This is a genomic window from Arthrobacter sp. UYCu511 (genome assembly GCF_040547105.1).
Taxonomy (GTDB): Bacteria; Actinomycetota; Actinomycetes; order Actinomycetales; family Micrococcaceae; genus Specibacter; species Specibacter psychrochitiniphilus.
Genome location: NZ_JBEPPB010000003.1, coordinates 276,908 through 298,875, shown reverse-complemented (window position 1 = coordinate 298,875; position 21,968 = coordinate 276,908). Strand labels below are relative to the sequence as shown.

The window sequence follows — 21,968 nt, the reverse complement described above, 5'->3', positions numbered from 1 at the left end:
CTTAGCCAGCTAAATCATCTCTTCTGGGGCCGATGGCTGACATACTGGGGAACGTGTTAGCCACTTCCTCAGTCACGGCAACCGTCAAGAAATCGCTTCGGCTGGACTTTTCCCAGTCCGATCCCGTAGTTGCGGGCCGAAATGCCCTGGGGATCGCCATTCCCTTGGTGGTGGGGGTGGCCATAGGAAGTATCCCGATTGCCGTCTTCGGTGCAGTCGGGGCCATGTTTGCCGCTTTCGCTGACAGGCCAGGAAGCTACCGGCTCAGGCTTTCCCGCATGGGCATGACCGCTCTGGCCGCTGGCATTGGCGGTGGACTGTCCGTTCTGGCTTCGCATTCCTGGCTGCTCTCGGTGTTGCTGATAGCTGTTTTTGCCTTTGTCAGTGGCATGCTGCTTTCGCTGGGACCCGTAGTGGCCCAAATCGGGATTGCCGGGACAGCCGTGGCCATTGTGCTCAACCGGTTCCAGCTGCCGGCATCTAGTGCCCTTGGGATAGCGGCGCTGGTGATTGCAGCCGGATTGCTGCAAAGCCTCTTGGCCATTGCCGGCTGGCCAGTGCACCGGCACGCGCCGGAAAGAGCCGCCTTGGGCGCGGTGTATGAGGCTCTGGCGAAGCGCACCCGCTCCCCGCACCCCCAGATGATGAAGCCGGGAGCCGAAGCCAAACTTGACGCTGCCAGGGCCACGATCACCGGTTTTGGGCACGGCCACGGCCCCAGTATGCAGGCTTATCGTGGCCTGGTTGACGAGGCTGAACGGATCCGGCTCGAAGTCATCGCCTTGGCCTATTGTCTCGAACGTTTTGAACGGGTTGACCGGACTACACAGGCCAACGCCGTGCATACTCTCTTGGCAGCGGCTGGGACCGTGCTCGATGCTGTGGCTGAGTCCCTGTATAAGGGAAAAGTCTTTGACTCCTCTGTCATGGAGGGCGTTGACGAGGCTGTGGACGTGCTCCAAACAATTGTTGGAGATCACCCGGATTCGCCTACTGGCAGGTTTGCTTCCTTGCATGCCCGGGCCTTGGCCGGACAGTTGCGGGCCTGCGCACGCATGACCACGCCGGGGGCGGTAGAAGGGCGCATTGTTGAAGAGAAAGTGCGCATCGGTGGGATACGAGTAGCCGCGCAGGCCCCGTTCGATACGCTGCGGGCTAATCTGAATCCGAGCTCGGCGGTATTTAGGCACGCTGTCAGGCTTGCTGTGCTTGTATCGGCCACGGATGGCTTATCCCGCCTGCTGCCCAGTGCAGACAGAGGCTACTGGATCTCACTGATGGTATTGCTGTTGCTGCGTCCGGACTTTGCCAGCACTCTCCTGCGCACCAGCGCCCGGCTGGCAGGAACACTCATTGGCCTGGGGATTGGCACGGTGGCCACCTCTCTGGTGGGTACGGAGAACCACTATGCGCTGATAGCGCTGGTTGTGCTCTTTGTTTTCGGCGTCCGTGTCTCCGGATTGCCCAACGCGTTTTTCATGGCTATTTGGACGGCCGCCTATCTTGTGGCGCTGCTGGATTTGTCCGGCATTCCGGCCGGGGATGTGGCAGTGCCACGTTTGGTGGACACCGTCATAGCTGGCGCCCTGGCCGTGGCGGCTACCGTGGTGTGGCCCGCGTGGGAGCGCAGCTACCTACCAGCCCGGCTTGCCGAACTACTGGCCAGCTATGGGCGTTATCTGGTGGCGGTGAGCGATCCTGCCGCCCAAAAGTCAGAGATTGACGCCGCCCGAATCGCCGCCAGGTTGGCCCGGACCAATGCGCAAACTTCCCTGGACCGGACCCAGGCGGAGCCAGTGGATGGGCTCTCAGCTCAATATGTTGGCGAAGGTTTACTGGTCCAGAGCCACTTGTTCATCCAGGCCGCCATGGTGATAGACGCAGCCCGGCTCTCCGTCTCGGCGGCCAAGGGACCGGTGGAGAAACTACTGGCCCCGCTGGAGCCGTTCGTCAGTGACACCGCCACCACTCTGACGGCATGTCAGGATGCAGTCAGAGACGGGACAACTCCCCGGGGGGCCGTCAATATGCGTGATTCCTACACCCGGCTAGCTGAGATCCTGCCGCCGGTTTCTTTGGAGTCAGGAGTTGTTCAGCCAGCCATCATGGATGCAACGGACAGGATTGCCAACTCGGTGGACACCATGGTGCACATACTGCGCGGGCAGGGTTCGCCCCGTACCGCTAAGAACTAGCTAGCGGACGGAGCGACGCCAAGAACCTGCGCCAGGCCGTGGGGGCAGATGCAATTGTGCCAGGCGCGCCCACTGACGTTTTGGTTCGTTCGGAGCGTCCTCGCTGCTGCCGGATTGCAGGGCTAGGACGACGGCGGTCACCGCGGCCAGCTCTTCATCGGTGGGGTTACCCCGGGTCACGTTGAGCAACGGTAACTGAACCGGGTTACTCTCAGGACTCTGATCAGCGGCCGTCACAGCGGGATGTTCCCATGCTTCTTTGCCGGCAGGCTGGCCCGCTTATCACGCAGTGCGCGCAATCCCTTGATGAGCTGAAGACGCGTGTCTGAGGGTGCAATAACAGCATCAACGTAACCAAGCTCCGCGGCCTGGTAAGGGTTGAGCAACTCGTCTTCGTAGTTCCGGACAATTTCCGCACGGCGGGCTTCAACATCGCCGCCCTCAGCCTCGACTGCTGCGAGATCGCGACGGTACAGGATGTTCACTGCACCTTGGGCGCCCATGACACCAATCTGGGCAGTGGGCCAAGCCAGGTTCAAATCGGCGCCGAGCTTCTTTGAACCCATCACAATGTAAGCTCCACCGTAGGCCTTGCGGGTGATGACTGTCAGCTTCGGCACAGTCGCTTCGGCATAGGCATAGAGCAGTTTGGCGCCGCGGCGGATGATGCCCTGGAATTCTTGGTCCTTGCCAGGCAGGAAACCGGGAACGTCCACCAGCGTGATGATCGGAATGTTGAAGGCGTCGCAGTTGCGCACAAAGCGTGCTGCCTTCTCGGAGGCATTGATATCCAAAGTGCCAGCGAATTGCATGGGCTGATTGGCGACGATGCCCACGGTGTGGCCCTCAATGCGGCCGTATCCAATGATGACGTTGGGTGCGTAGAGTGCCTGCATCTCAAGGAAGTGACCGTCATCGAGAATCGATTCGATCACCGTGAGCATGCTGTACGGCTGGTTTGCTGAATCGGGGATCAAAGCATCAAGAGCGAGATCGTCGTCGTTGAGTTCCAGCTCCTGCTCGTGCTCCGTGACGGGCGCCTCGGCGAGGTTGTTGGACGGCAGGAAGTCAAGGAGCTCCCGGACAAACTCAATGGCGTCAGCCTCATCCGTAGCCAAGTAGGTGGAGGTTCCCGTGGTGGCGTTGTGCTGGCGGGCCCCGCCAAGCGTCTCCATATCCACATCCTCACCTGTGACGGTCTTGATGACATCGGGTCCGGTGATGAACATATGCGAAGTCTTATCCACCATGACCACGTAATCGGTCAGGGCGGGGGAGTACGCCGCGCCGCCAGCACAGGGGCCCATGATGAGGGAAATCTGAGGGACAACACCTGATGCGTGCACGTTATTGCGGAAGATGTCCGCGAACATTGCCAGTGAGGCTACGCCTTCCTGGATACGGGCACCGCCGCCGTCATTGATGCCCACCACAGGGCAGCCGTTACGTATGGCAAATTCCTGCACCTTGACGATCTTCTCGCCGTTGACCTTGCTCAAGGAGCCGCCGTAGACGCTGAAGTCCTGGCTATAGATGGCCACTAGGCGGCCGTCCACTGTGCCGTAACCGGAGACCACGCCGTCACCCAACGGCGTCTTCTTCTCCATGCCGAACGCTGTGGAACGGTGGATGGCCAGGGCGTCGAATTCTACGAAGGATTCAGGATCAACCAGCAGATCAATGCGCTCGCGGGCGGTGTTGCGCCCCTTGGCGTGCTGTTTCTCAACGGCTGCTAAACCGGAAGGCATTTCAGCCTGAGTCATCCGGTCACGGAAATCGGCAATCTTGCCTGCTGTTGTCGATAGATCGTGGCTCATTGATACTCCGGCTCAATAGTGTGGATGCTTGCAGACCTTCATAGGAACTGCACAAAACGGCAAACTCTACTGACAGTCTAATAACGAAATCTTCGCCTGCATGTGTAGGAACCCTACAAAGTCGGCCGAAAAGAATCTGGCGTTGTGGAACAGTTGTTGTCTTTTGATCTAGTTGGTGTTTTTTGGGAGGCCGTGGTGGTAGTTGTTGCGGCGTTTGGTTTGGGTGGGGTCGATGGTGAAGGGGGGTGTGTACCAGGGTGTGCCGTTGATGAGTTGTAGTTGCCATTGGCTGTGGTGGAGGAGGGTGTGGTGGTGTTGGCAGAGGAGGGTGGCGTTGTTGAGGTTGGTGGGGCCGCCGTCTTGCCAGGGAGTGATGTGGTGGGCTTCGCACCAGGTGGCGGGGCTGGTGCAGTCGGGGAAGGTGCAGCCGAGATCGCGGGCGTAGAGGGCTTTGCGTTGGGTGGGGGTGAAAAGGCGTTGGGTGCGGCCTAGGTTGATGATGTTTTGGCCGGTGCTGTAGGTGATGGTGGTGATCTCAGGGTCACAGAGGGTTTGTGCGAAGAGGTTCAGTGGCATGGGGCCGCTATGGGTGGTGTAGATAGTGCCGGTGCCGGTGGCGGTGTTGTTGCGGAGTTCTGCTTCGGTGCAGCTGAGGATGAGTTGGGTTTTCAGGCCGCCGTTGAGGGGGAGCTTTCCAGTGCGGGCGGCGAGTTTGACGCAGGAGATGAGTCCGTCGAGGAGTTTTTGTCCGTAGGTGCGGGTGTCTTTCACGGCCGGGTCGGTGCTGTTCGGGTCGATGGAATCTAGCCATTCGAAGGGTTCATTGCTGCCCGGGGCTGGGACGTTGATGCCGTAAAGCTGATGAGGCCACGGCACTGTTTCCTCAGCATCCACTGGATCCGCAGCATCCACAGCATCCACTGGATTCGCTGGGTCCGCAGGGTCCGCAGTTTTGGCTGCGTCCTCTGCAATATCGGTAGATGCGGTAGTCACTGGGTCCGCTGCTTGTACTGGGTTATCTGTTGCGGCTGGGGCGAACCAGAACCAGGTATCGCCGTCGAAGACGGGGGCGATGGCGTTCTCGGGGGCTTGTGGTGGCCGTGGTGGTATTTCCCCGGGTTCTAGCTTGCGTCGCCATCCGTTACCCAGAGGTGGTGGTGTGGCTCTGGCCGGTTCTGGTTCCGTGGGGTCGGGTGGGTTGGGGGTGGTGAACTGGGCGGAGAGATCGCGTAGTTGTTCTAGAAGTGAGCTTTGCCCAGCACATTCTTGGTTACGGCTGGTGTCGGTCCCGCCGCTGGTATTTGTGCCGGCAGCCCCGCCCGTGGGGTCGCTGCTGTCTGCTTCGTTGGTGCTGGCAGTGGTGTCGGTGCCGTCTTCTTGGTCTGGGTCGTTGGTGTTGATGGTGTTGGGGTTGGTGTGTTTGTTGGGGTTGGTGGCGAAGCTGATCAGGGCGAAGAGTTGTTCGTATTGTTCGATGGTGCAGGCGCCGTAGAGGGAGACGAGTCCGCGGCGGGGTTGGCGGAAGAACAGGCCTTGTTTGGCGATGAGGTCTGAGGTGCTGGGTTTGTTGCCGTCGGGGTCTAGGTGACTCATGATCTGGTTGCCTACGGCACGGATGAAATCGGGGCCTTGGAGTTGGGCGGTAGAGACGAGTGCTTCTTCAACCTCGGTGGCTTCTTCGGTGCTGATACGCGCGTTTTTAGCCAGCCGGGAGGCTTCATCGAGGTAATGGGCTACGGTAAGGGCCCGTTCTTGAGAGAGGGAGCCGTTGAAGAATGCTGTTGCGAGGCCTGTGTAAGCGGTAGGGGCTGTGGTACCGGTAATGGGGTCGGTAATGGGGAGGACTTCTTTAGCCAGGCGGATGCGCCGGTTCGCTTCGGAGGTGCTTAGTTGCAGGGATTGCACTAAGAGGTTGGTGCCTCCTCGGGCTCCGGTCTCTGCGTAGCGCCCTGCATGGACTCGTTCGTTGAGTTCACCAGCGGCTTGTACTGCTAGGGCTTGGCCAAAGCGTAGGAGTTGCTCAAGGTCTTGAGCCCACCGAATACATTCCACATCAGTGAACACCCCGAGATCCAGACCCACACTGACCTCCAGACCCACACTGACCTCCAGACCCATACTGACCTCCCGGCCCAGAACAGGGCCAGGATCCTGTGAAGGGCCAGCGCTGCTAGAACAGGCAGTGGGCGCAGCAGGCTCGTCCACCGTGTTAGCACCAGTGGGCTCGGTGGTGGTGGATAGTGCGTGGGCGAGGTTGAGAAGTTGATGAACGTGGTCACCAACTCGTAAAGCCCCTGAAAGGGATCCCGGATTGACCGGGTTCCCCCTTGCTGTATCCATACATCTATTCTATTAGCAGGCACTGACATAGAACATGAGACCAAGCACATCCGTGGACCACCACATCACCAACACCCCTGTGGAGGAAACAACACCGCCACCACGGCCGTCGAGATCCGGAAAGTGGACCACTGACTGCCGAAACGGACTGGAAACCCGTGGGAAATGGCCATTCTCCACCTGTGGAGTGATGCATCAGCCTTGAGGCCTGACTAAGATTGGAACCATGACTGGCACAGCCACAACACCTGAACAGAATGGTCCTGGGCGACCCCAAACGGATGTGCCGCAAGCTGATTTTGTTCTAGACAGGAACCAGCTCAAGGCTGCCCTTCTGAGCCCGCAGGGAGGCTTTGCCCGCGTTGATGTAGTGGAATCCGCAGGCTCAACCAACACTGACTTGGCTGCGAATGCTGCTGACACGCAACAATTTTGGCCTGACCTCAGCGTCCTGATCGCCAATGCTCAACCGGCCGGCAAGGGGCGTCTGGGGAGGACCTGGGAGGCGCCAGCGGGTACTGCCATGATTTCTAGCGTGCTGGTATGGCCTGGGGAGCAGTGCGTAAGCAACGGTTCGGGAACTTCCTTCGCGCCCACAGGTTATGGCTGGCTCTCGATCCTTGCCGCAGTGGCGTTGTGTCAGGCATTGCGTACAGAAACAGGTGTCTTGGCCACGCTGAAATGGCCCAATGACGTGGTGGTGAACTCACGGAAACTGGCGGGAATCCTGGCCCAAGTTGTCCCGGGAACCCCAGCTGCGCAGGCTGTCCCGGGGACTGCGGCGGCCGCACTCACCCCGGTGGGGGCCGGCGTGGTGGTTGGGGTTGGTGTCAACGTCAGTGCCCGCGAGGAGGATCTGCCAACAGATCGTGCCACATCATTGTTGGTGGAGGGCGTCCCGGCGCCGGGCCTTGATAGGAATAAGCTCCTTCCTGCGTACTTGAACAATTTTGCGGCGCTGTACCAAGCGTTTGCGGCTGTTGGTGGGGATGCCCAGTTACCTCTCGCGGGGGGAGTCAGTGCGCTGGCGCTTGCTAAGTCTCTGATGAGTACGCTGGGACAGCAAGTGCGGGCCGAGCTGCCCGGCGGCGCCATGCTCTATGGCACAGCCATTGACGTCAATGCTGACGGCAGTTTGCGGCTCCGGGATGAGCAAGGAACGCAGCACACGGTCAGTGCTGGCGACGTGCTGCACCTTCGCCGTACCGGATCCGATGGTGCGATCGGCTATGCGTAAGTTACTGCTGGAACATGAGCAGGTGCACATCTCCAACCGTCCCCATTCACGAATACTTTTGTGGCCCATCTCCGTGGGCCTGATGGCCGTCATGGTGGGTTCGGCGGCCTTGGAAAAGCTGCAACCTCACACCTTCTCCGAATGGGCTCCAGGGGCTGAGCCGCTCCGTGAGCCGCTGATGGTTTGTGTGTTGGTTTTGGTAGTGTTGGTGTGGCTTTTCTATCCGCTTCGGCGGGTACTGCGGTGGACTGGGACAAAATATGTTCTGACCAACCAAAGGCTGCTGGTACGTAAAGGCCTCATGGGCAGGCGTTTTCAAGTACGCGCCTTGACCCAGATCAAGGAACTGCGTCCGGTGCAGAATTGGCGCCAAAGAATGGTCGGTTCGGGTGACTTGGAACTTCTCATGCACCCCGACACCGTAGTGGTTATACCCGAAATTCCGCACTGGAATGAATTTATTAAAGATGCCCAACAATTTTGGGCTACGGAGTTCCGAGAGCCCATGCAGCAAACACCCCGGGAACGGGACTACGCTGGTGTGGTTGGGATGAGCGAAAAGGAGCAGCGCAAGCTTGGAAGAGACCATTGATCCACCCGAGCCGCTGTTGCCGCCTGCCTCGCACAATCAAACCAAGGCACTGGAAACACAACTCTTGGGCGGCGAACGGACGCTCAGGCGCCGTGAAGTTGCCGCCGGAGTTGGCGTTTCACTATTGTCGGCACGCAAAATATGGCGTGCCATGGGTTTCCCCAACCTTGGGGACGAGGATATGGCCTTCACTCCGCGTGACCAGGAAGCCCTGCAAATAGTTGTCACCATGGTCCGTGAGGGGCTATTAACAGAAGAAACCGCCATTTCAGTCACCCGCTCCATCGGTCAGATGACTGACAGGATGGCTGTTTGGCAGATTGAGGCTCTCGTGGAGGACCTCGTGGTGGAACATGGTGTTAGTGACGCCGAAGCTCGGCGCGCGGTGGTTTCCGAGCTCCCCAATCTCATTGCGCCCCTTGAAGAACTGTTGATTTATTCCTACCGGCGCCAGCTCAACGCTGGCGTCCAGCGCCTAGCGGTGCGCGCTGAAGAAGGCCTCGCGTCCAGTGAATTGGGGCGCGACGGCGATGAGGACGACGCGCCGCTGCCCCTGGCACGCGCCGTGGGCTTCGCAGATCTGGTCAGCTACACCTCCCTGTCACGGCGCATGAATGAAAAGACCCTGGCACGCCTGGTCCAGCGCTTTGAAAATGTTTGCGCCGAGATTATCAGCGTGGGCGGTGGCCGCTTGGTCAAAACCATCGGTGATGAAGTCCTCTTTAACTGTGAAACACCGGTGGCCGGTGCCCAGATTTCCTTGTCACTGGCAGAAGCCATGGCAGCGGATGACTTCCTGCCCGAAGCCCGTGTGGCCATGGTCTGGGGACGGGTGCTCTCCCGCTTGGGTGATATTTACGGACCCACCGTTAACCTGGCCGCCCGGCTGACCTCCTTGGCCGAACCTGGGACAGTGCTCATTGACTCAGTGACAGCCTCGGCACTAACTAATGACGACCGCTTTGTGCTGACCCAGCTGCCGGTTGAAAACGTGCGCGGCTTTGGCGAGATTGCCCCTGTATTGCTGGGACGGGGCAAAGGCCAAGGCTTGGTAGTGGACTAAAAAGGTCTGGTAGTGGACTAGTAAAGCAATTTCTGCGGGTATGCCAATCAACTGGAAGAATCCGGTAGTCTAACAGTGGCATTTTGTGGGCACTTTGGGCCGCAAAAATGGTTGTACCCCATTCCCCACTGCAGAGGGGCAGCAAAGGCTAGTCATGGCATTAACAGACATATTCAAGCGCACCGGCAACAAAAAACAATTCTTTGGAGCGTCAGCGGCCGTATTAACGGCCGCTGCTGTTGTGACAGGTGCCATTGTGTACCCGGGATTCACTACGGCTGATGTTGATCTCAATGATGGCAGCGTGTGGGTAACTAACCGTGCTGAAGGCTTGGTAGGTCACCTCAATGACCAATCGAAGGTCCTTGACGGTGGTTTTGCTGCTACCTCCACCACTTTCGATGTGGTGCAAGATGGTGGCAACGTGTTCATGAGTGGCGAGGGCGGCAACCTCCTGAACCCTGTGAACGTGCCGATGATGGCGATGTCCTCCGAGACGGACCTGGGCGGGTCCAAGCAAGTGTCACAGGGTACCAATATTGTCTCGTTGACGGATTCTGGTGCGGGTAAGGTGTGGGCTCTGGCTAATGAGGCGGTGCCTGGTTTTAGTCAAAAGACCACAGCGCCCATCCTGACCAAGTTGGGTAGTGCTGTTTCTGTGACGGCGCCTGATGAAACCATTTTTACGGTGGATGGTGAGGCTGGCGAGCTAATCACCACCACCATGAACGAATCCGGCAAGGTTGCCTCCCAGGATCGGGTGAAAGTTGAGGGGCTGGCTGGCACGGGCGAGAAACAAATCACTGTGGCAGGGGGCAAAGCTGTTGTCTTTTCCCCCGAATCTCAGACCTTGTTCCTGCCGGACGGCAAACGCGTAACCATCCCCGATTCCAAGAGCGCCGTGCTGGCTCAGCCCACTGTTGACGGGAATTTTGTGGCGCTGCAAACGGCCACAGCGTTGTTCACACAGCCCTTGGACGGTTCTGCGGCGAAGGTACTGGAACTGGGGACCACGGCTAAGGCTGTGGCGCCCGTGGTGCAGAACGGCTGTGTTCATGCTGCCTGGTCCGGCGCCAACAAGTACGTACTCGCGTGCAACGGTGCTGGCAAGTTGGTGGAGATTCCCAAGGCTTCGGCAAAGTCTGAGTTTGTGTTCCGGAAGAACCGTGACGTGGTGGTTCTCAACGATGTGAACACCGGTAACGTCTGGCTGGTCAACCAGAACATGCTGCTGGTCAATAACTGGGATGATCTAAAAACCGATTTGAAAAAGGCAGACAACGCGGACAAGGAATCTGCTGACCCCAACGTGGTAAATACCTTGCCGGACAGGACAAAGCCGAACCGTCCCCCGGAAGCTGCCCCAGACTCCTTTGGGGTGCGGGCGGGCAAGACCACTATTTTGCCGGTGCTCTTCAATGACTCCGATCCCGACGGTGACGTACTGACTGTGGAGCCTCCCACAACTGACCCCGAGATTGGTGCACTCCAGTCCATTTACGATGGCACTGGGTTGCAGATCAACGTTGCCGAGAATGCCACTGGCGCAGGCACGTTCAGCTACACAGCCAATGATGGCCGCGCAGGAACCGCTCAGGGGTCCGTTAATATACGCGTGGTGCCCGAGAGTGAAAACTCCCCGCCCAACACCATGCGCACCACCACGTTGGTGATAGAACAAGGCCAGACCATGAAGCAAAACGTGCTGACGGACTGGATAGACCCTGATGGGGATGACATCTTCTTGAACAGTGCCGTCTCCGATGATGACTCCGCTGCCATCAAGACCACGCCCGACGGCGAACTGAGCTACACCGACGATGGTGAAGGCATCGGCATGAAGACCATGACGGTGACCGTCTCCGATGGCCAGGACGTCACCGAGAAGCAGCTCAAGGTCAACGTCAAAGCTGCGGGGGGAGTGCCTCCTGTGGCGAATGCAGACCATGTCCGCGCAGTAGTTGGCCAGCCGGTAGTGTTGGCGCCGCTAAAGAATGATCAGGATCCGGCAGGTGGAAAGCTCCGGCTCGCCAGTATCTCCCGCCCACCGAACACCACAGTGTCAGAAATTGCTGACAACGGCACAGTAACCTTCACCTCGAACACCCCGAAGGAAGAGTATCTGGAATATCAGGTGACCAATGGGCCCCAGAGCGCCACCGGTCTGATCCGGGTGGATGTGGTGGAAGCTGACCGCCAAGGGTTGCCTATAGCTGTTACGGACTTGGTGATGCTGCCTTCGGGTGGTTCGGCACTGGTTGATGTCTTGGGCAACGATTCAGATCCTGCCGGGGGAGTACTGGTGATTCAATCAGTGGAACTACCGGCAGGTTCCCCTGTTTCAGCAACCATCATTGACCGCAGCATCATCAAAATCAATGACTTGCGCGGTCTGCGTGACAAGATGAGCCTTGAATACACCATCTCCAATGGTGCCGGCAGCGCCACCGGAGAGATCTCTGTGGTCAGGATCCCGGCACCGGATAAAATCCAGCCCCCACGGGTTGAACCCGATACTGCGATGGTGCGCGTGGGTGACGTAGTAAGCATCCCTGTCTTGGCCAATGACAGTGATCCCAATGGTGAGGTGCTCAAAGAACCCGTAGTAGATGAGGTGCCTGCCGCGGAATACGGGAAGTTGTTCGCGGATCAGAACCAGCTGCGTTTCATTGCCGGTGCCACACCGAAAACAGTCCAAGGCGTGTATAAGGTGGCCAACAGCTCCGGCCAGTTCAATTCAGCGCCAGTGACCATCACCATTGTGGCACCTGACCCGGAACGTAACCTCCCGCCAGCCCCGAAGAACCTGACAGGCCGTGTCATTGCCGGGGATCAAGTGCGCATTGCCGTGCCGCTGAACGCCATAGACCCCGAGGGTGATTCCGTGGAACTGGTGGGTATTGACCAGGGCCCGGCACTGGGCACCGCAGAGACCGGCAACGGCTACATTTTCTACACGGCAGCCGGTAGTTCTGCTGGCACTGACACCTTCACATACCGGGTTCGGGACAGGCTCGGGGCCGAGGCGGTAGCCCGTGTGGATGTGGGTGTGGCGCCGCCACTGGCACTGAACCACCCGCCCTTCACTGAGGATGATTACATTACAATGCGTCCGGGCCGGAAGGTCTCCTTGGATGTTCTTCTCAACGATTCCGATCCCGACGGCGGCCAGCTGGGCCTGGTCAAGGGTGGTTTCCAAGGCCCCGAAGAGATGTTTCCCGAGATCACCGATCAGGGCAAGGTGCTGGTGAGAGCGCCGAAGGAAACCGGCATTGCCACCATGATGTACACGGTTGCTGACAAGTTCGGGGCCAAAGCCACCGGCAATATCCGTATGACAGTCACCCCTGATGCCGCGTTGAAAGCCCCCATCGCCCGGGATGACCGGGTCACGGTGAAGCAAATGCTGGGCAAAAACACGGTAGATGTTCCCGTGCTGGAAAATGATGCTGATCCGGACGGTGTCACAGAAGATCTGAAGCTGAGCATTCAACCGGTCAAGGGTATTGTGACCGAATCCGCCACCGTCACCAGCAATGGTGCAGTGCGCATTGAACTGGGTCCGCAGGAACAGATGATTCCCTACACCATCACGGATCAAGATGGTTTGCAGGCCACCGCCGTGATTTGGGTGCCCGGCATGGACAAGCAATACCCGGTCCTGAAAAACAATAAGGTCATCCGCATGACGGCGGGTGCGAGTGCCACCATGATGCTCTCCGACTACGTCCAGGTGCGGGAGGGCCGCACGCCACGCCTGAGTGAGGCCGCCAAAATTTCCTTGGTCGGTGCCAGTAATGACAAGGTCATTGCCGGTGACGGTGCAGGAATCAACTACGCCTCAGATATTAAGTTCTATGGCCCCGGTTCCATCACCTTCGAGGTCACCGACGGCTCCGGCCCGGATGATCCCGAGGGCCTGAAATCAACGCTGACAGTGATGACTTTGGTAGACCCTGCACCGGCCAGCACCAAGGAGAAAAAGAAGAACACCCCGCCCACTTTCACGGGGGCTTCTCTAGATGTGCCCCAACAAGAGAGTGTGAAGCTCGACGTCGGCCCGCTCGCCTTTGATGTTGATCCTGGCGATCAGCAGAAATTCAAGTTCGCACTAGGGGAGAACAAGCCGGGCAACTTTGAGGTTGGCTTATCCGGAACTGTCCTGACCATCACCCAGCGTGACGGCACCAAGGTGGGCGAGCAAGGCACAATGACGCTCACCGTCACTGATGGGACCAACGCGCCGGTGACGGCGGATGTAGTGTTGCGTGCGACGTCGTCCGCCAAGCCCCTACCGGTGGCCAACGAGGATCTTGTTGTGGACGCCCATGCCGGCCAGGCCGAGGTGGTCAATGTGCTGGCTAATGACGTCAACCCGTTCCCGGACACGCCGCTGCGCGTGGTGGACACCATGACGGAAACCGGTTCTGCCGGCGTGACAGTCACGCACACGGATGGGGCCGTCACGGTCAATAGCGATCAAGACTACAAGGGCACCGTGGTGGTGCGTTACGTGGTGGAGGACAAAACTAAGGATCAGGCGCGGCACGCAACTGGCCGCATCAAAATCACTATCAAGGGCAGGCCGGACGCACCCACAAAACCTCAGGTTTTGGAGGAGAAGGACCAGGCCGTGTTGCTTGCCTGGGATCCGCCAGCAGATAACGGCTCACCCATCACCAAGTACACGGTGGCCTGGGCAGGCGGTTCGCAAGATTGTGGAACTAACACGTGCACCATCACGGGACTGGATAACGCTACGGGCTACAAATTCACGGTGACCGCCACCAACGCGGTGGCGCAATCGCCGGCGTCGCCGGCGTCCGTCACTGCCACTCCGGACCGTAAACCGGATGCACCGGCTGCCCCCACCACCACATTTGGTGACAAGGCAGTGACCGTGGATTGGGTGACTCCAGTGGGTAAATTCTCTGCTGTCACTAAATTCACTGTGGAGATTTCCCCGGTACCGGCCGGGCAGAACGGCCAGCGGACAGGGCTCACAGGCAATTCCGTCACCTGGGACGGTTTGGCGAATGGGACCGGGTACCAATTCCGGGTCCAAGCCATTAACAATGCGCCCAAACCCTCTGACTGGGGGCCGTACTCGGCATCCGTGGTTCCGGCCGGTGTGCCGGACGCGCCTGCCGCACCCACGGTTACTGTTTTGGATAAAGTTGGCAATCAAAACCAGATTTCGGTGCAGTGGAATGAGCCGTTCATCAATGGCGCGGCCATCAGCAAATACACTCTGACCCAGTCCGGCGGAGGGGACGGCGTGAGAACCTACACGCCCACCGGTACCAGCCAGACCGTCACAGTGGGTAACTCCACAGCGCCCTACATCTTCACCGTGACCGCCACCAACAAGGCAGGAACAAGTTCCTCGAGCCCTGCCTCGGCACCGCAGCGCGCTGTTGGGAAGGTAGCTATCATGGCAGCGCCGGAAATCGCGGTGGCCAATCAGAATGCGGCCGGTGGGCAAGTCACGTTGACCTACACCCCTCTCGATGACACACAGCGCAATGGTTTTGCCGCTAATGAGGTCACCTATTGTGTGACACTTTCCACCATGGGTGAAACATGTGGTATGGCGTCCGGGGCGGTCTTGGCAAGTACCAACGGCAAGGAAGTCTCTGCCACGGTCCGCGCCGAGGCAGCGGCGGGAGGGTTGAGCTCTGTGGGCGATGCCTCAAAGGCATCACTGGGAGTCACACCGTACGGAGTGCCGGGTGCTGCCGGTGTGGGTGGGAGCAACGGTGGAGAGGACTCCCAAAGTGTGTCCTATTCGTGGTCCTATCCCGGCGGGGCAGTGGACGCGGCCTCCGTCGAAGTGAAAGTGGGCTCCGGCGGCTGGAGCGCCAAATCCGGCAACGGTAGCACCACGTATGATACTGGCGGGTACAACACCTCAGTGACTATTTCGGTTCGTGCCAAAAACTCCATTGGCACCTACGGTCCCGTAGCCTCGAAGACCGTGACAAGTGGCCCCAAGAAGCCAACGCCGCCGGTCACCGAAGTTCGGGTCAAAGCCGGGGACTGGCACTCCTGCACCATGGGGCCCAGCGGGGGAGGAGTATTCAAGACCAACCCTGTTCGCTGTGATGGAGTTGAATCCCCAGGTGGGAATGTGAACCTTGGTGGCAACTGGCTGGACTACGCTGACGGCTGGGTCACGGTAACGGGCTGCCATAGCAACTGGTATGTCATGAGCAGCGGACCAGTCTCCGGACGTTGGGTCCGTAGCGACACCGTGGATGTACGCGACCGTAACGGTGGCAACATCCGCTGCTAGCTGGGGTGTTGTAGCTGCGGCATTGGGGAGCGCTCCTGTGAGGGGGAGAGCTCCCCATTGCCCTTGCTGGTGCGGTGTTGGATGCTGGCATTGGTACAGTTACGGCGGATGGGCCAGGAGTTAGTCCATTCGGCATATAATGTTGTTCTTGTGCCCCGTGCGCTGGAATCCGGCAAGGACGCGGCACACAGCAGTACCCACAGTAGCTATTTATTGGAGTCTGGCACATGGCATTGCAGTCACTCACAGGACGTTCACTGCGAAAAAAAGAGATCTTGGGGATCTCCGGAACACTTGTAGTGGTTGCGTCCCTGGTGACGGGAGCCATTGTGTACCCCGGATTTACCACGGCTGATGTTGATCTTAACGATGGCAGCGTGTGGGTTACTAACCGTGCTGAGGGCTTGGTAGGCCACCTCAATGACCAATCGAAGGTCCTCGATGGTGGTTTTGCCGCTACCTCCACCACTTTTGATGTGGTGCAGGATGCCGGGAATGTGTTCATGAGTGGCGACGGTGGCACTTTGTTGAATCCTGTCAGCGTGCCCATGATGGCGATGGCTTCCGAGACTGATTTGGGTGGTGGTAAACAAGTTTCCCAAGGTACCAATATTGTCTCGTTGACGGATTCTGGTGCGGGCAAGGTGTGGGCCCTCAGTAATGGGGAGGTGCCTGGTTTTAGTGAAAAGACCACGGCGCCCATTGTGAGCAAGTTGGGTAGTGCTGTTTCGGTGACGGCGCCCGATGACACCATTTTCACGGTGGATGGTGGGGCTGGCGAGCTGATTACCACCACCTTGACCGACGCCGGGAAGGTTGCCTCCCAGGAGCGGGTGAAAGTTGAGGGGCTCGCCGGTAAGTCTGACGTTCAGCTCACTGTTGCCGGGGGGAAGCCGGTTGCTTTTTCCGCTGAGTCCGGGACTGTCTTTTTACCTGGCGGCAAGAGTGTGAAGATCCCCGATGCACAGGGTGCCTTGCTGGCTCAGCCCACTGCTGACGGGAATTTCGTGGCAGTGGAAACGGCCACGGCATTGTTCACACAGCCCTTGGACGGTTCTGCGGCGAAGGTGCTGGAACTGGGGACCACGGCTAAGGCTGTTGCTCCCGTAGTGCAGAACGGTTGTGTTCATGCTGCCTGGTCCGGAGCTAACAAGTATGCGCTCTCTTGTGACGGTGCCGGAGAGTTGATTGATATTCCCAAGGCTTCGGCAAAGTCTGAGTTTGTGTTCCGGAAGAACCGTGACGTGGTGGTTCTCAACGATGTCAATACCGGCAATGTGTGGCTGGTCAACCAGAACATGCTTCTGGTGAATAACTGGGATGATCTAAAAACTGATTTGAAGAAGGCGGACAACGCTGAGAAGGAATCTGCTGATCCCAACGTGGTGAACACGTTGCCGGATAGGACAAAGCCGAACCGTCCTCCGGAAGCTGCCCCTGACTCCTTTGGGGTACGCGCGGGCAAGACCACTATTTTGCCTGTTCTCTTTAACGACTCCGATCCTGATGGTGACGTGCTCACCGCCGAGCCTCCTGCCACTGACCCCGAGGTAGGCGGCGTCCAGTCCATTTACGGTGGTACCGGATTGCAGATCAAGGTTCCCGAAGGCGCAGCTGGCGCAGGGACCTTCATGTACACCGCCAATGATGGCCGGAAGGGAACTGCTCAGGCCTCCGTGAACGTGCGCGTGGTGCCTGAGAGTGAAAACTCCCCGCCCAAGGCCATGCGTGACTCCACCATGGTGGTAGAACAAGGCCAGACCATGAAGCAAAACGTGCTGGCAGACTGGATTGACCCTGATGGGGATGACATCTTCTTGACTGGAGCAGTCTCGGATGATGAGTCCGCGGTCATTAAGACCACCCCGGATGGGCAACTTAGCTACAAGGATGATGGCGAGAACGCCGGGCTGAAGACCATGACCATCACGGTTTCCGATGGCCAGGACAGCACCGAGAAGAAAATCAAGGTCAACGTCAAACCTGGCGGTACGGTTCCCCCGGTAGCCAATGCGGACTTCTTCCGAGCTGTGGTCAACCAGCCCATCGCGCTGGCCCCATTACGCAACGATCAGGACCCTTCGGGAGGGAAACTGCGTCTGGCCAGCGTGTCCAAGGTACCCAACGCCAGTATCTCCAAAATCGCGGACAACGGCACGGTCACCTTTACGGCCAGCTCACCTGGAGAGGTGTACCTGGAATATCAGGTAACCAACGGACCCATGAGCGCCACCGGCCTGATACGTGTTGATGTTGTTCCCGAAAACACCAAGGGCTTACCCGTGGCTGTGAAGGATCTGGCCATGCTGCCAGCCGGAGGATCAGTTTTGGTGGATGTGCTGGGCAATGACGAGGACCCGGCGGGAGGAGTCCTGGTGATCCAGTCCGTGGATGTCCCGGCCGGCTCACCTGTTTCCGCAACCATCATTGAACGCAATGTCATCAAGCTCAGCGATGTCCGCGGACTCACTGGCGCTATGAGCATTAAGTACACCATCTCCAACGGCACCGGCAGCTCCGTGGGAGAGGTTGCGATCATCCGGATTCCCGCAGCAGATAAGTTACTGGCGCCCCGCGCAGAAGCTGACACTGCCACGGTGCGTGTAGGGGATGTGGTGAGTATTCCCGTCCTTCTCAATGACACCGATCCCAACGGTGAAGTACTCAAGGAACCGCTGGTGACAGAAGCCGGCAACGCTGACATGGGTAAGTTGTTCTCGGACCAAAACCAGCTACGTTTCATTGCCGGGATGACGCCAGGAAAGCTCAGCGGCGTATACAAGGTGAGCAATAGCTCGGGTCAGTCAAACTCGGCGCAAGTGACCGTCACCATTGTGGCTGCAGATCCCGAACACAATCTACCGCCTGCTCCGAAGAACCTCACTGGCCGCGTGATTGCAGGGGACCAGATCCGTATCCCTGTGACCCTGAACGGCATTGACCCCGAGGGTGACTCAGTAGAGCTGGTGGGCATTGACAAGGCGCCCTCACTAGGCACGGCGGAAACCGGCAACGGCTACATTTTTTACACAGCGGGCGGAAACTCTGCCGGCACTGATACCTTCAGCTACCGGGTTCGGGACCGGCTCGGCGCCGAAGCCATTGCCCGCGTGGATGTGGGTGTGGCCCCGCCACTTGCACTGAACCACCCGCCCGTCACCGAGGATGATTACATTACGATGCGTCCGGGCCGGAAAGTATCCCTGGATGTTCTTCTGAACGATTCCGACCCCGACGGTGGCCAGCTGGGTCTGGTCAAGAATGGCTTCAAGGGCCCCGAGGAGATGCTGCCTTCGGTCACCGATAAGGGCAAGGTGTTGGTAACTTCACCCTTGGAACCCGGTATCGCCACCATGATGTACACGGTTTCTGACAAGTTTGGGGCCAAAGCCACCGGTAATATCCGCATGACGGTCACCCCCAAAGCAGCATTGAAGGCCCCCATCGCCCGTGATGACAGGGTCACAGTGAAGCAAATGCTGGGCAAAAATACGGTAGATGTTCCCGTGTTGGAAAATGATGCTGACCCGGACGGTGTGACCGAAGAGCTGAAAGTTTCCGTGGAAGGCGCTCCAGGGGCCCCCGCACCCGATGCCACTGTCACCTCGGACGGTGCTGTGCGAGTTGTTTTGGCTGCCGCCGATCAAATGATTCCTTACACCATCACTGATCAGGACGGTTTGAAAGCCACAGCCGTTATTTGGGTGCCGGGCCTGGATAAGCAGTACCCCGTACTCAAGAGTCATGACGTCATCCGCATGACAGCTGGCGAAAGTGCCACCATGAAACTCTCTGACTACGTCCAGGTGCGGGAGGGGCGCACGCCCCGCCTGACCGAGGCGTCCAAGATTTACCTTCTGGGCGCTTCCAATGAGGATGTTATTGCAGGTGACGGTACAGCGATTAAATACGCCTCCAATATCAAGTTCTACGGTCCGGGTTCCATCACCTTTGAGGTCACTGATGGCTCCGCTCCCGATGATCCCGAAGGCCTGAAATCAACACTGACAGTGATGACTCTGGTGGATCCTGCACCGGTGGCAAAGCCCAGTGATGACAAAAAGAAGGATGACAAAAAGGAAGAGAAGAAGAATACCCCTCCCACCTTCACCGGCTCCCTTTTGGATGTTCCGCAGCAAGAGTCCGTGACCCTCGATGTTGGGCCACTGGCCTTTGACATTGATCCGGGTGATAAAGAGAAGTTCAAGTTCGCGGTGGTGGGCGGCACTCCCGCCGGCTTCAAGGTGAACCTGGCCGGTAGCGTCCTGAGTGTTTCACTCCAAGACAGCACCAAAGTGGGCGCCACGGGTACCATCACGGTCCAGGTTGAGGATGGCACTAATCCTCCTGTTCCTGCGGAAGTGCTACTCAAAGCCATCTCCTCCTCGGAACCCTTGGCTGTGGCCAACGAGGACATTGTTCTGGACGCTCATGCTGGCCGGGTGGAAACCATCAAGGTTCTTGAAAATGACGTCAACCCTTTCCCAGATACGCCCCTGAAGGTAGTGGGAACATCAGTGGAGACCGGTAGCGCTGGCATCACCGTCACTAATAAGAATGACTCCGTCTCCGTCAACACCGCCGAAGACTACAAGGGCACAGTGGTGGTGCGTTACATCATTGCTGACAAGACCAACAATGAGGACCGGTACGCCAACGGCCGGATTCGCATCACAGTCAAGGGCCGGCCGGATTCACCTGCCAAACCCCAAGTGGAAGAGGAGAAGGATCAAGCCGTCCTGCTCACGTGGGATCCGCCAGCAGATAACGGCTCACCCATCACCAGTTACACGGTGGCGTGGGCTGGCGGTAGCCAGGAGTGTGCCACAAACACGTGCACCATCACGGATCTGACCAACACCAAAACATACAACTTCACGGTGACGGCCACGAACGCCGTGGGCACCTCACCGGCATCCAAGGCCTCCGTAGGCGCCACACCGGACCGTATCCCCGACACCCCGCTGGCACCAACCACAGTGTTCGGTGATAAGTCCGTGGTGGTTAGCTGGGTGACCCCGGTGGGTCCCTATTCCGCAGTGACCAAGTTCAACGTGGAGATTTCCCCGGCACCCTCGGGGCAAAACGGCCAAAAGCCAGGCCTCACAGGAAACCAGACCACGTGGAACAATCTCGAGAATGGTACGGAATACCAATTCCGCGTCCAAGCGATTAACAAGGCCCCCAATCCCTCAGAATGGAGTGCTTATTCCACCTCCGTGATCCCGGCTGGTGTGCCCGGTGTTCCTGCCGTGCCCGCCGTGACAACCAATAAGGCCGTGGGATCCAACAGCCAGGTGAGTGTTTCCTGGGAGCAGCCGTTTATTAACGGTGACCCCATCTCCAAATACGAGGTGGAACGTTCCGGCGGTGGGCAGGGGACTTCCACGCAAACGGTGACAGGCCTGAGTACCACCTTCTCCGTGAGCACGTCAACAGAGGGCTACCAGTACCGGGTGCGGGCAACGAACAAGGCCGGCACCACCGCGTGGAGTGGAATGTCCGCGCCACAACGTGCCCTGGGTAAGATCACGGGGATCCCCGCAGCGCCGGGGCTAACCTTGGTGGGCACTGGCGGATCCGGTGGGCAGGTCAAGGTCACCTATGGCGCAATTCCCCAGAGTCAGCTCAACGGTTACGCCAGTGGTGAGGTGCAATACTGTCTCACTCTCACTCCCGGCACTACCAGCTGCGGTGTGCCGTCCGGGGTGGTCCTGAATTCCCCGAATGGCACCAACGTCTTCGCCAACGTCTATGCGCAGCCAACATCCAATGCTGGTGACCGCAGTGATACTTCCGGTCCGTCCGCGAAAAAGGCACCGTACGGGACTCCTGGAACTCCTGGAGTGGGTGGTAGTAATGGGGCAGAGGATCAGCAATCTGTGAGCTACTCGTGGGCCTATCCCGGCGGGGCCGTGGACGCGGCCTCGATTGAGGTGAAAGTGGGCTCCGGTGGTTGGGCTGCCAAATCCGGCAATGGGAGTGCCACGTACAACACTGGTGGGTTCAGCACTCCTGTGACCATCTCTGTTCGCTCCAAAAACTCGGTGGGCACCTACGGTCCTGTTGTGTCCAAGACACTGACCAGCGGACCCAAGAAACCGCCACCGCCGCCCGTGACAGAATGGAACATTACCCACAGCATCGGCAACCGAACGTGCATGGATGCTCTGGGCAGTACCAACTGGACCGGCAGCGGCTGCTCCGGTGGGCACTGGTTGAATCCGGGTCAGACCATCCTCAGCAACTGCTACGTCTACCGAGATAGCAGTTCTGGGAACCAAGGTAACTGGTTCCGCCAGGTTAGCGGACCCAATGGAGCCAACAACGGCTTGTTTGCTCGTTGGGATTCTTTCAGTGGTTCCCGTTCCTGGAAGCCCAGCCCCAACATGCCGAAGTGTCCGCAAGGTCCCGGGCAGTGGTGATGGG

General features: G+C 58.7%; 9 protein-coding genes. 6 read left to right on the top strand and 3 right to left on the bottom strand.

Annotation, left to right across the window (positions count from 1 at the left end; all coding sequences use genetic code 11):
- Positions 1-53 precede the first annotated feature (53 nt).
- A complete protein-coding gene (locus ABIB48_RS06930; RefSeq protein ID WP_354212528.1) occupies positions 54-2,195 on the top strand; it encodes an FUSC family protein in 2,142 nt (713 codons plus the stop codon).
- Here the strand turns inward: ABIB48_RS06930 and ABIB48_RS06925 are convergent, their stop codons facing one another.
- The 3 genes from ABIB48_RS06925 to ABIB48_RS06915 form a co-directional block, all read right to left on the bottom strand.
- Complete coding sequence (locus ABIB48_RS06925) at positions 2,196-2,432, bottom strand: acyl-CoA carboxylase subunit epsilon (RefSeq protein ID WP_110104501.1); 237 nt, start codon at positions 2,430-2,432, stop codon at positions 2,196-2,198.
- The gene (locus tag ABIB48_RS06920) at positions 2,429-4,012 is read right to left on the bottom strand and encodes an acyl-CoA carboxylase subunit beta (RefSeq protein ID WP_110104500.1); all 1,584 of its coding nucleotides are present in this window, start codon (positions 4,010-4,012) and stop codon (positions 2,429-2,431) included. The genes ABIB48_RS06925 and ABIB48_RS06920 overlap by 4 nt, the downstream gene beginning before the upstream one ends.
- A 168-nt stretch (positions 4,013-4,180) precedes the next feature.
- The gene (locus tag ABIB48_RS06915; protein ID WP_354212527.1) at positions 4,181-6,352 is read right to left on the bottom strand and encodes an HNH endonuclease signature motif containing protein; all 2,172 of its coding nucleotides are present in this window, start codon (positions 6,350-6,352) and stop codon (positions 4,181-4,183) included.
- A gap of 226 nt (positions 6,353-6,578) precedes the next feature.
- On the opposite strand from ABIB48_RS06915, the gene ABIB48_RS06910 reads away from it, so the two are divergent.
- From ABIB48_RS06910 to ABIB48_RS06890, 5 genes are all read left to right on the top strand, one after another.
- Complete coding sequence (locus ABIB48_RS06910) at positions 6,579-7,589, top strand: biotin--[acetyl-CoA-carboxylase] ligase (protein WP_354212526.1); 1,011 nt, start codon at positions 6,579-6,581, stop codon at positions 7,587-7,589.
- Entirely contained in the window at positions 7,582-8,181 is a 600-nt protein-coding gene (locus ABIB48_RS06905) for a PH domain-containing protein (protein WP_354212525.1), read from the top strand. Before ABIB48_RS06910 ends, ABIB48_RS06905 begins: the two co-directional genes overlap by 8 nt.
- The gene (locus tag ABIB48_RS06900; protein WP_354212524.1) at positions 8,165-9,244 is read left to right on the top strand and encodes an adenylate/guanylate cyclase domain-containing protein; all 1,080 of its coding nucleotides are present in this window, start codon (positions 8,165-8,167) and stop codon (positions 9,242-9,244) included. The genes ABIB48_RS06905 and ABIB48_RS06900 overlap by 17 nt, the downstream gene beginning before the upstream one ends.
- 154 nt (positions 9,245-9,398) lie before the next feature.
- A complete protein-coding gene (locus ABIB48_RS06895; RefSeq protein ID WP_354212523.1) occupies positions 9,399-15,539 on the top strand; it encodes an Ig-like domain-containing protein in 6,141 nt (2,046 codons plus the stop codon).
- Between the two features lie 227 nt (positions 15,540-15,766).
- Positions 15,767-21,964 carry an Ig-like domain-containing protein gene (locus ABIB48_RS06890; RefSeq protein ID WP_354212522.1) on the top strand — a complete coding sequence of 2,066 codons (6,198 nt, stop codon included), beginning with the start codon at positions 15,767-15,769 and terminating at the stop codon, positions 21,962-21,964.
- The last annotated feature ends 4 nt before the right edge of the window (positions 21,965-21,968 follow it).

What these genes read in the sequence shown, in the direction of transcription:
- ABIB48_RS06905 (WP_354212525.1), top strand. Translation starts at nt 7,582, where the DNA reads ATGCGTAAGTTACTGCTGGAACATGAGCAGGTGCACATCTCCAACCGT.
- ABIB48_RS06890 (WP_354212522.1), top strand. Translation starts at nt 15,767, where the DNA reads ATGGCATTGCAGTCACTCACAGGACGTTCACTGCGAAAAAAAGAGATC.
- ABIB48_RS06920 (WP_110104500.1), bottom strand. Translation starts at nt 4,012, where the DNA reads ATGAGCCACGATCTATCGACAACAGCAGGCAAGATTGCCGATTTCCGT.
- ABIB48_RS06915 (WP_354212527.1), bottom strand. Translation starts at nt 6,352, where the DNA reads ATGGATACAGCAAGGGGGAACCCGGTCAATCCGGGATCCCTTTCAGGG.
- ABIB48_RS06895 (WP_354212523.1), top strand. Translation starts at nt 9,399, where the DNA reads ATGGCATTAACAGACATATTCAAGCGCACCGGCAACAAAAAACAATTC.
- ABIB48_RS06910 (WP_354212526.1), top strand. Translation starts at nt 6,579, where the DNA reads ATGACTGGCACAGCCACAACACCTGAACAGAATGGTCCTGGGCGACCC.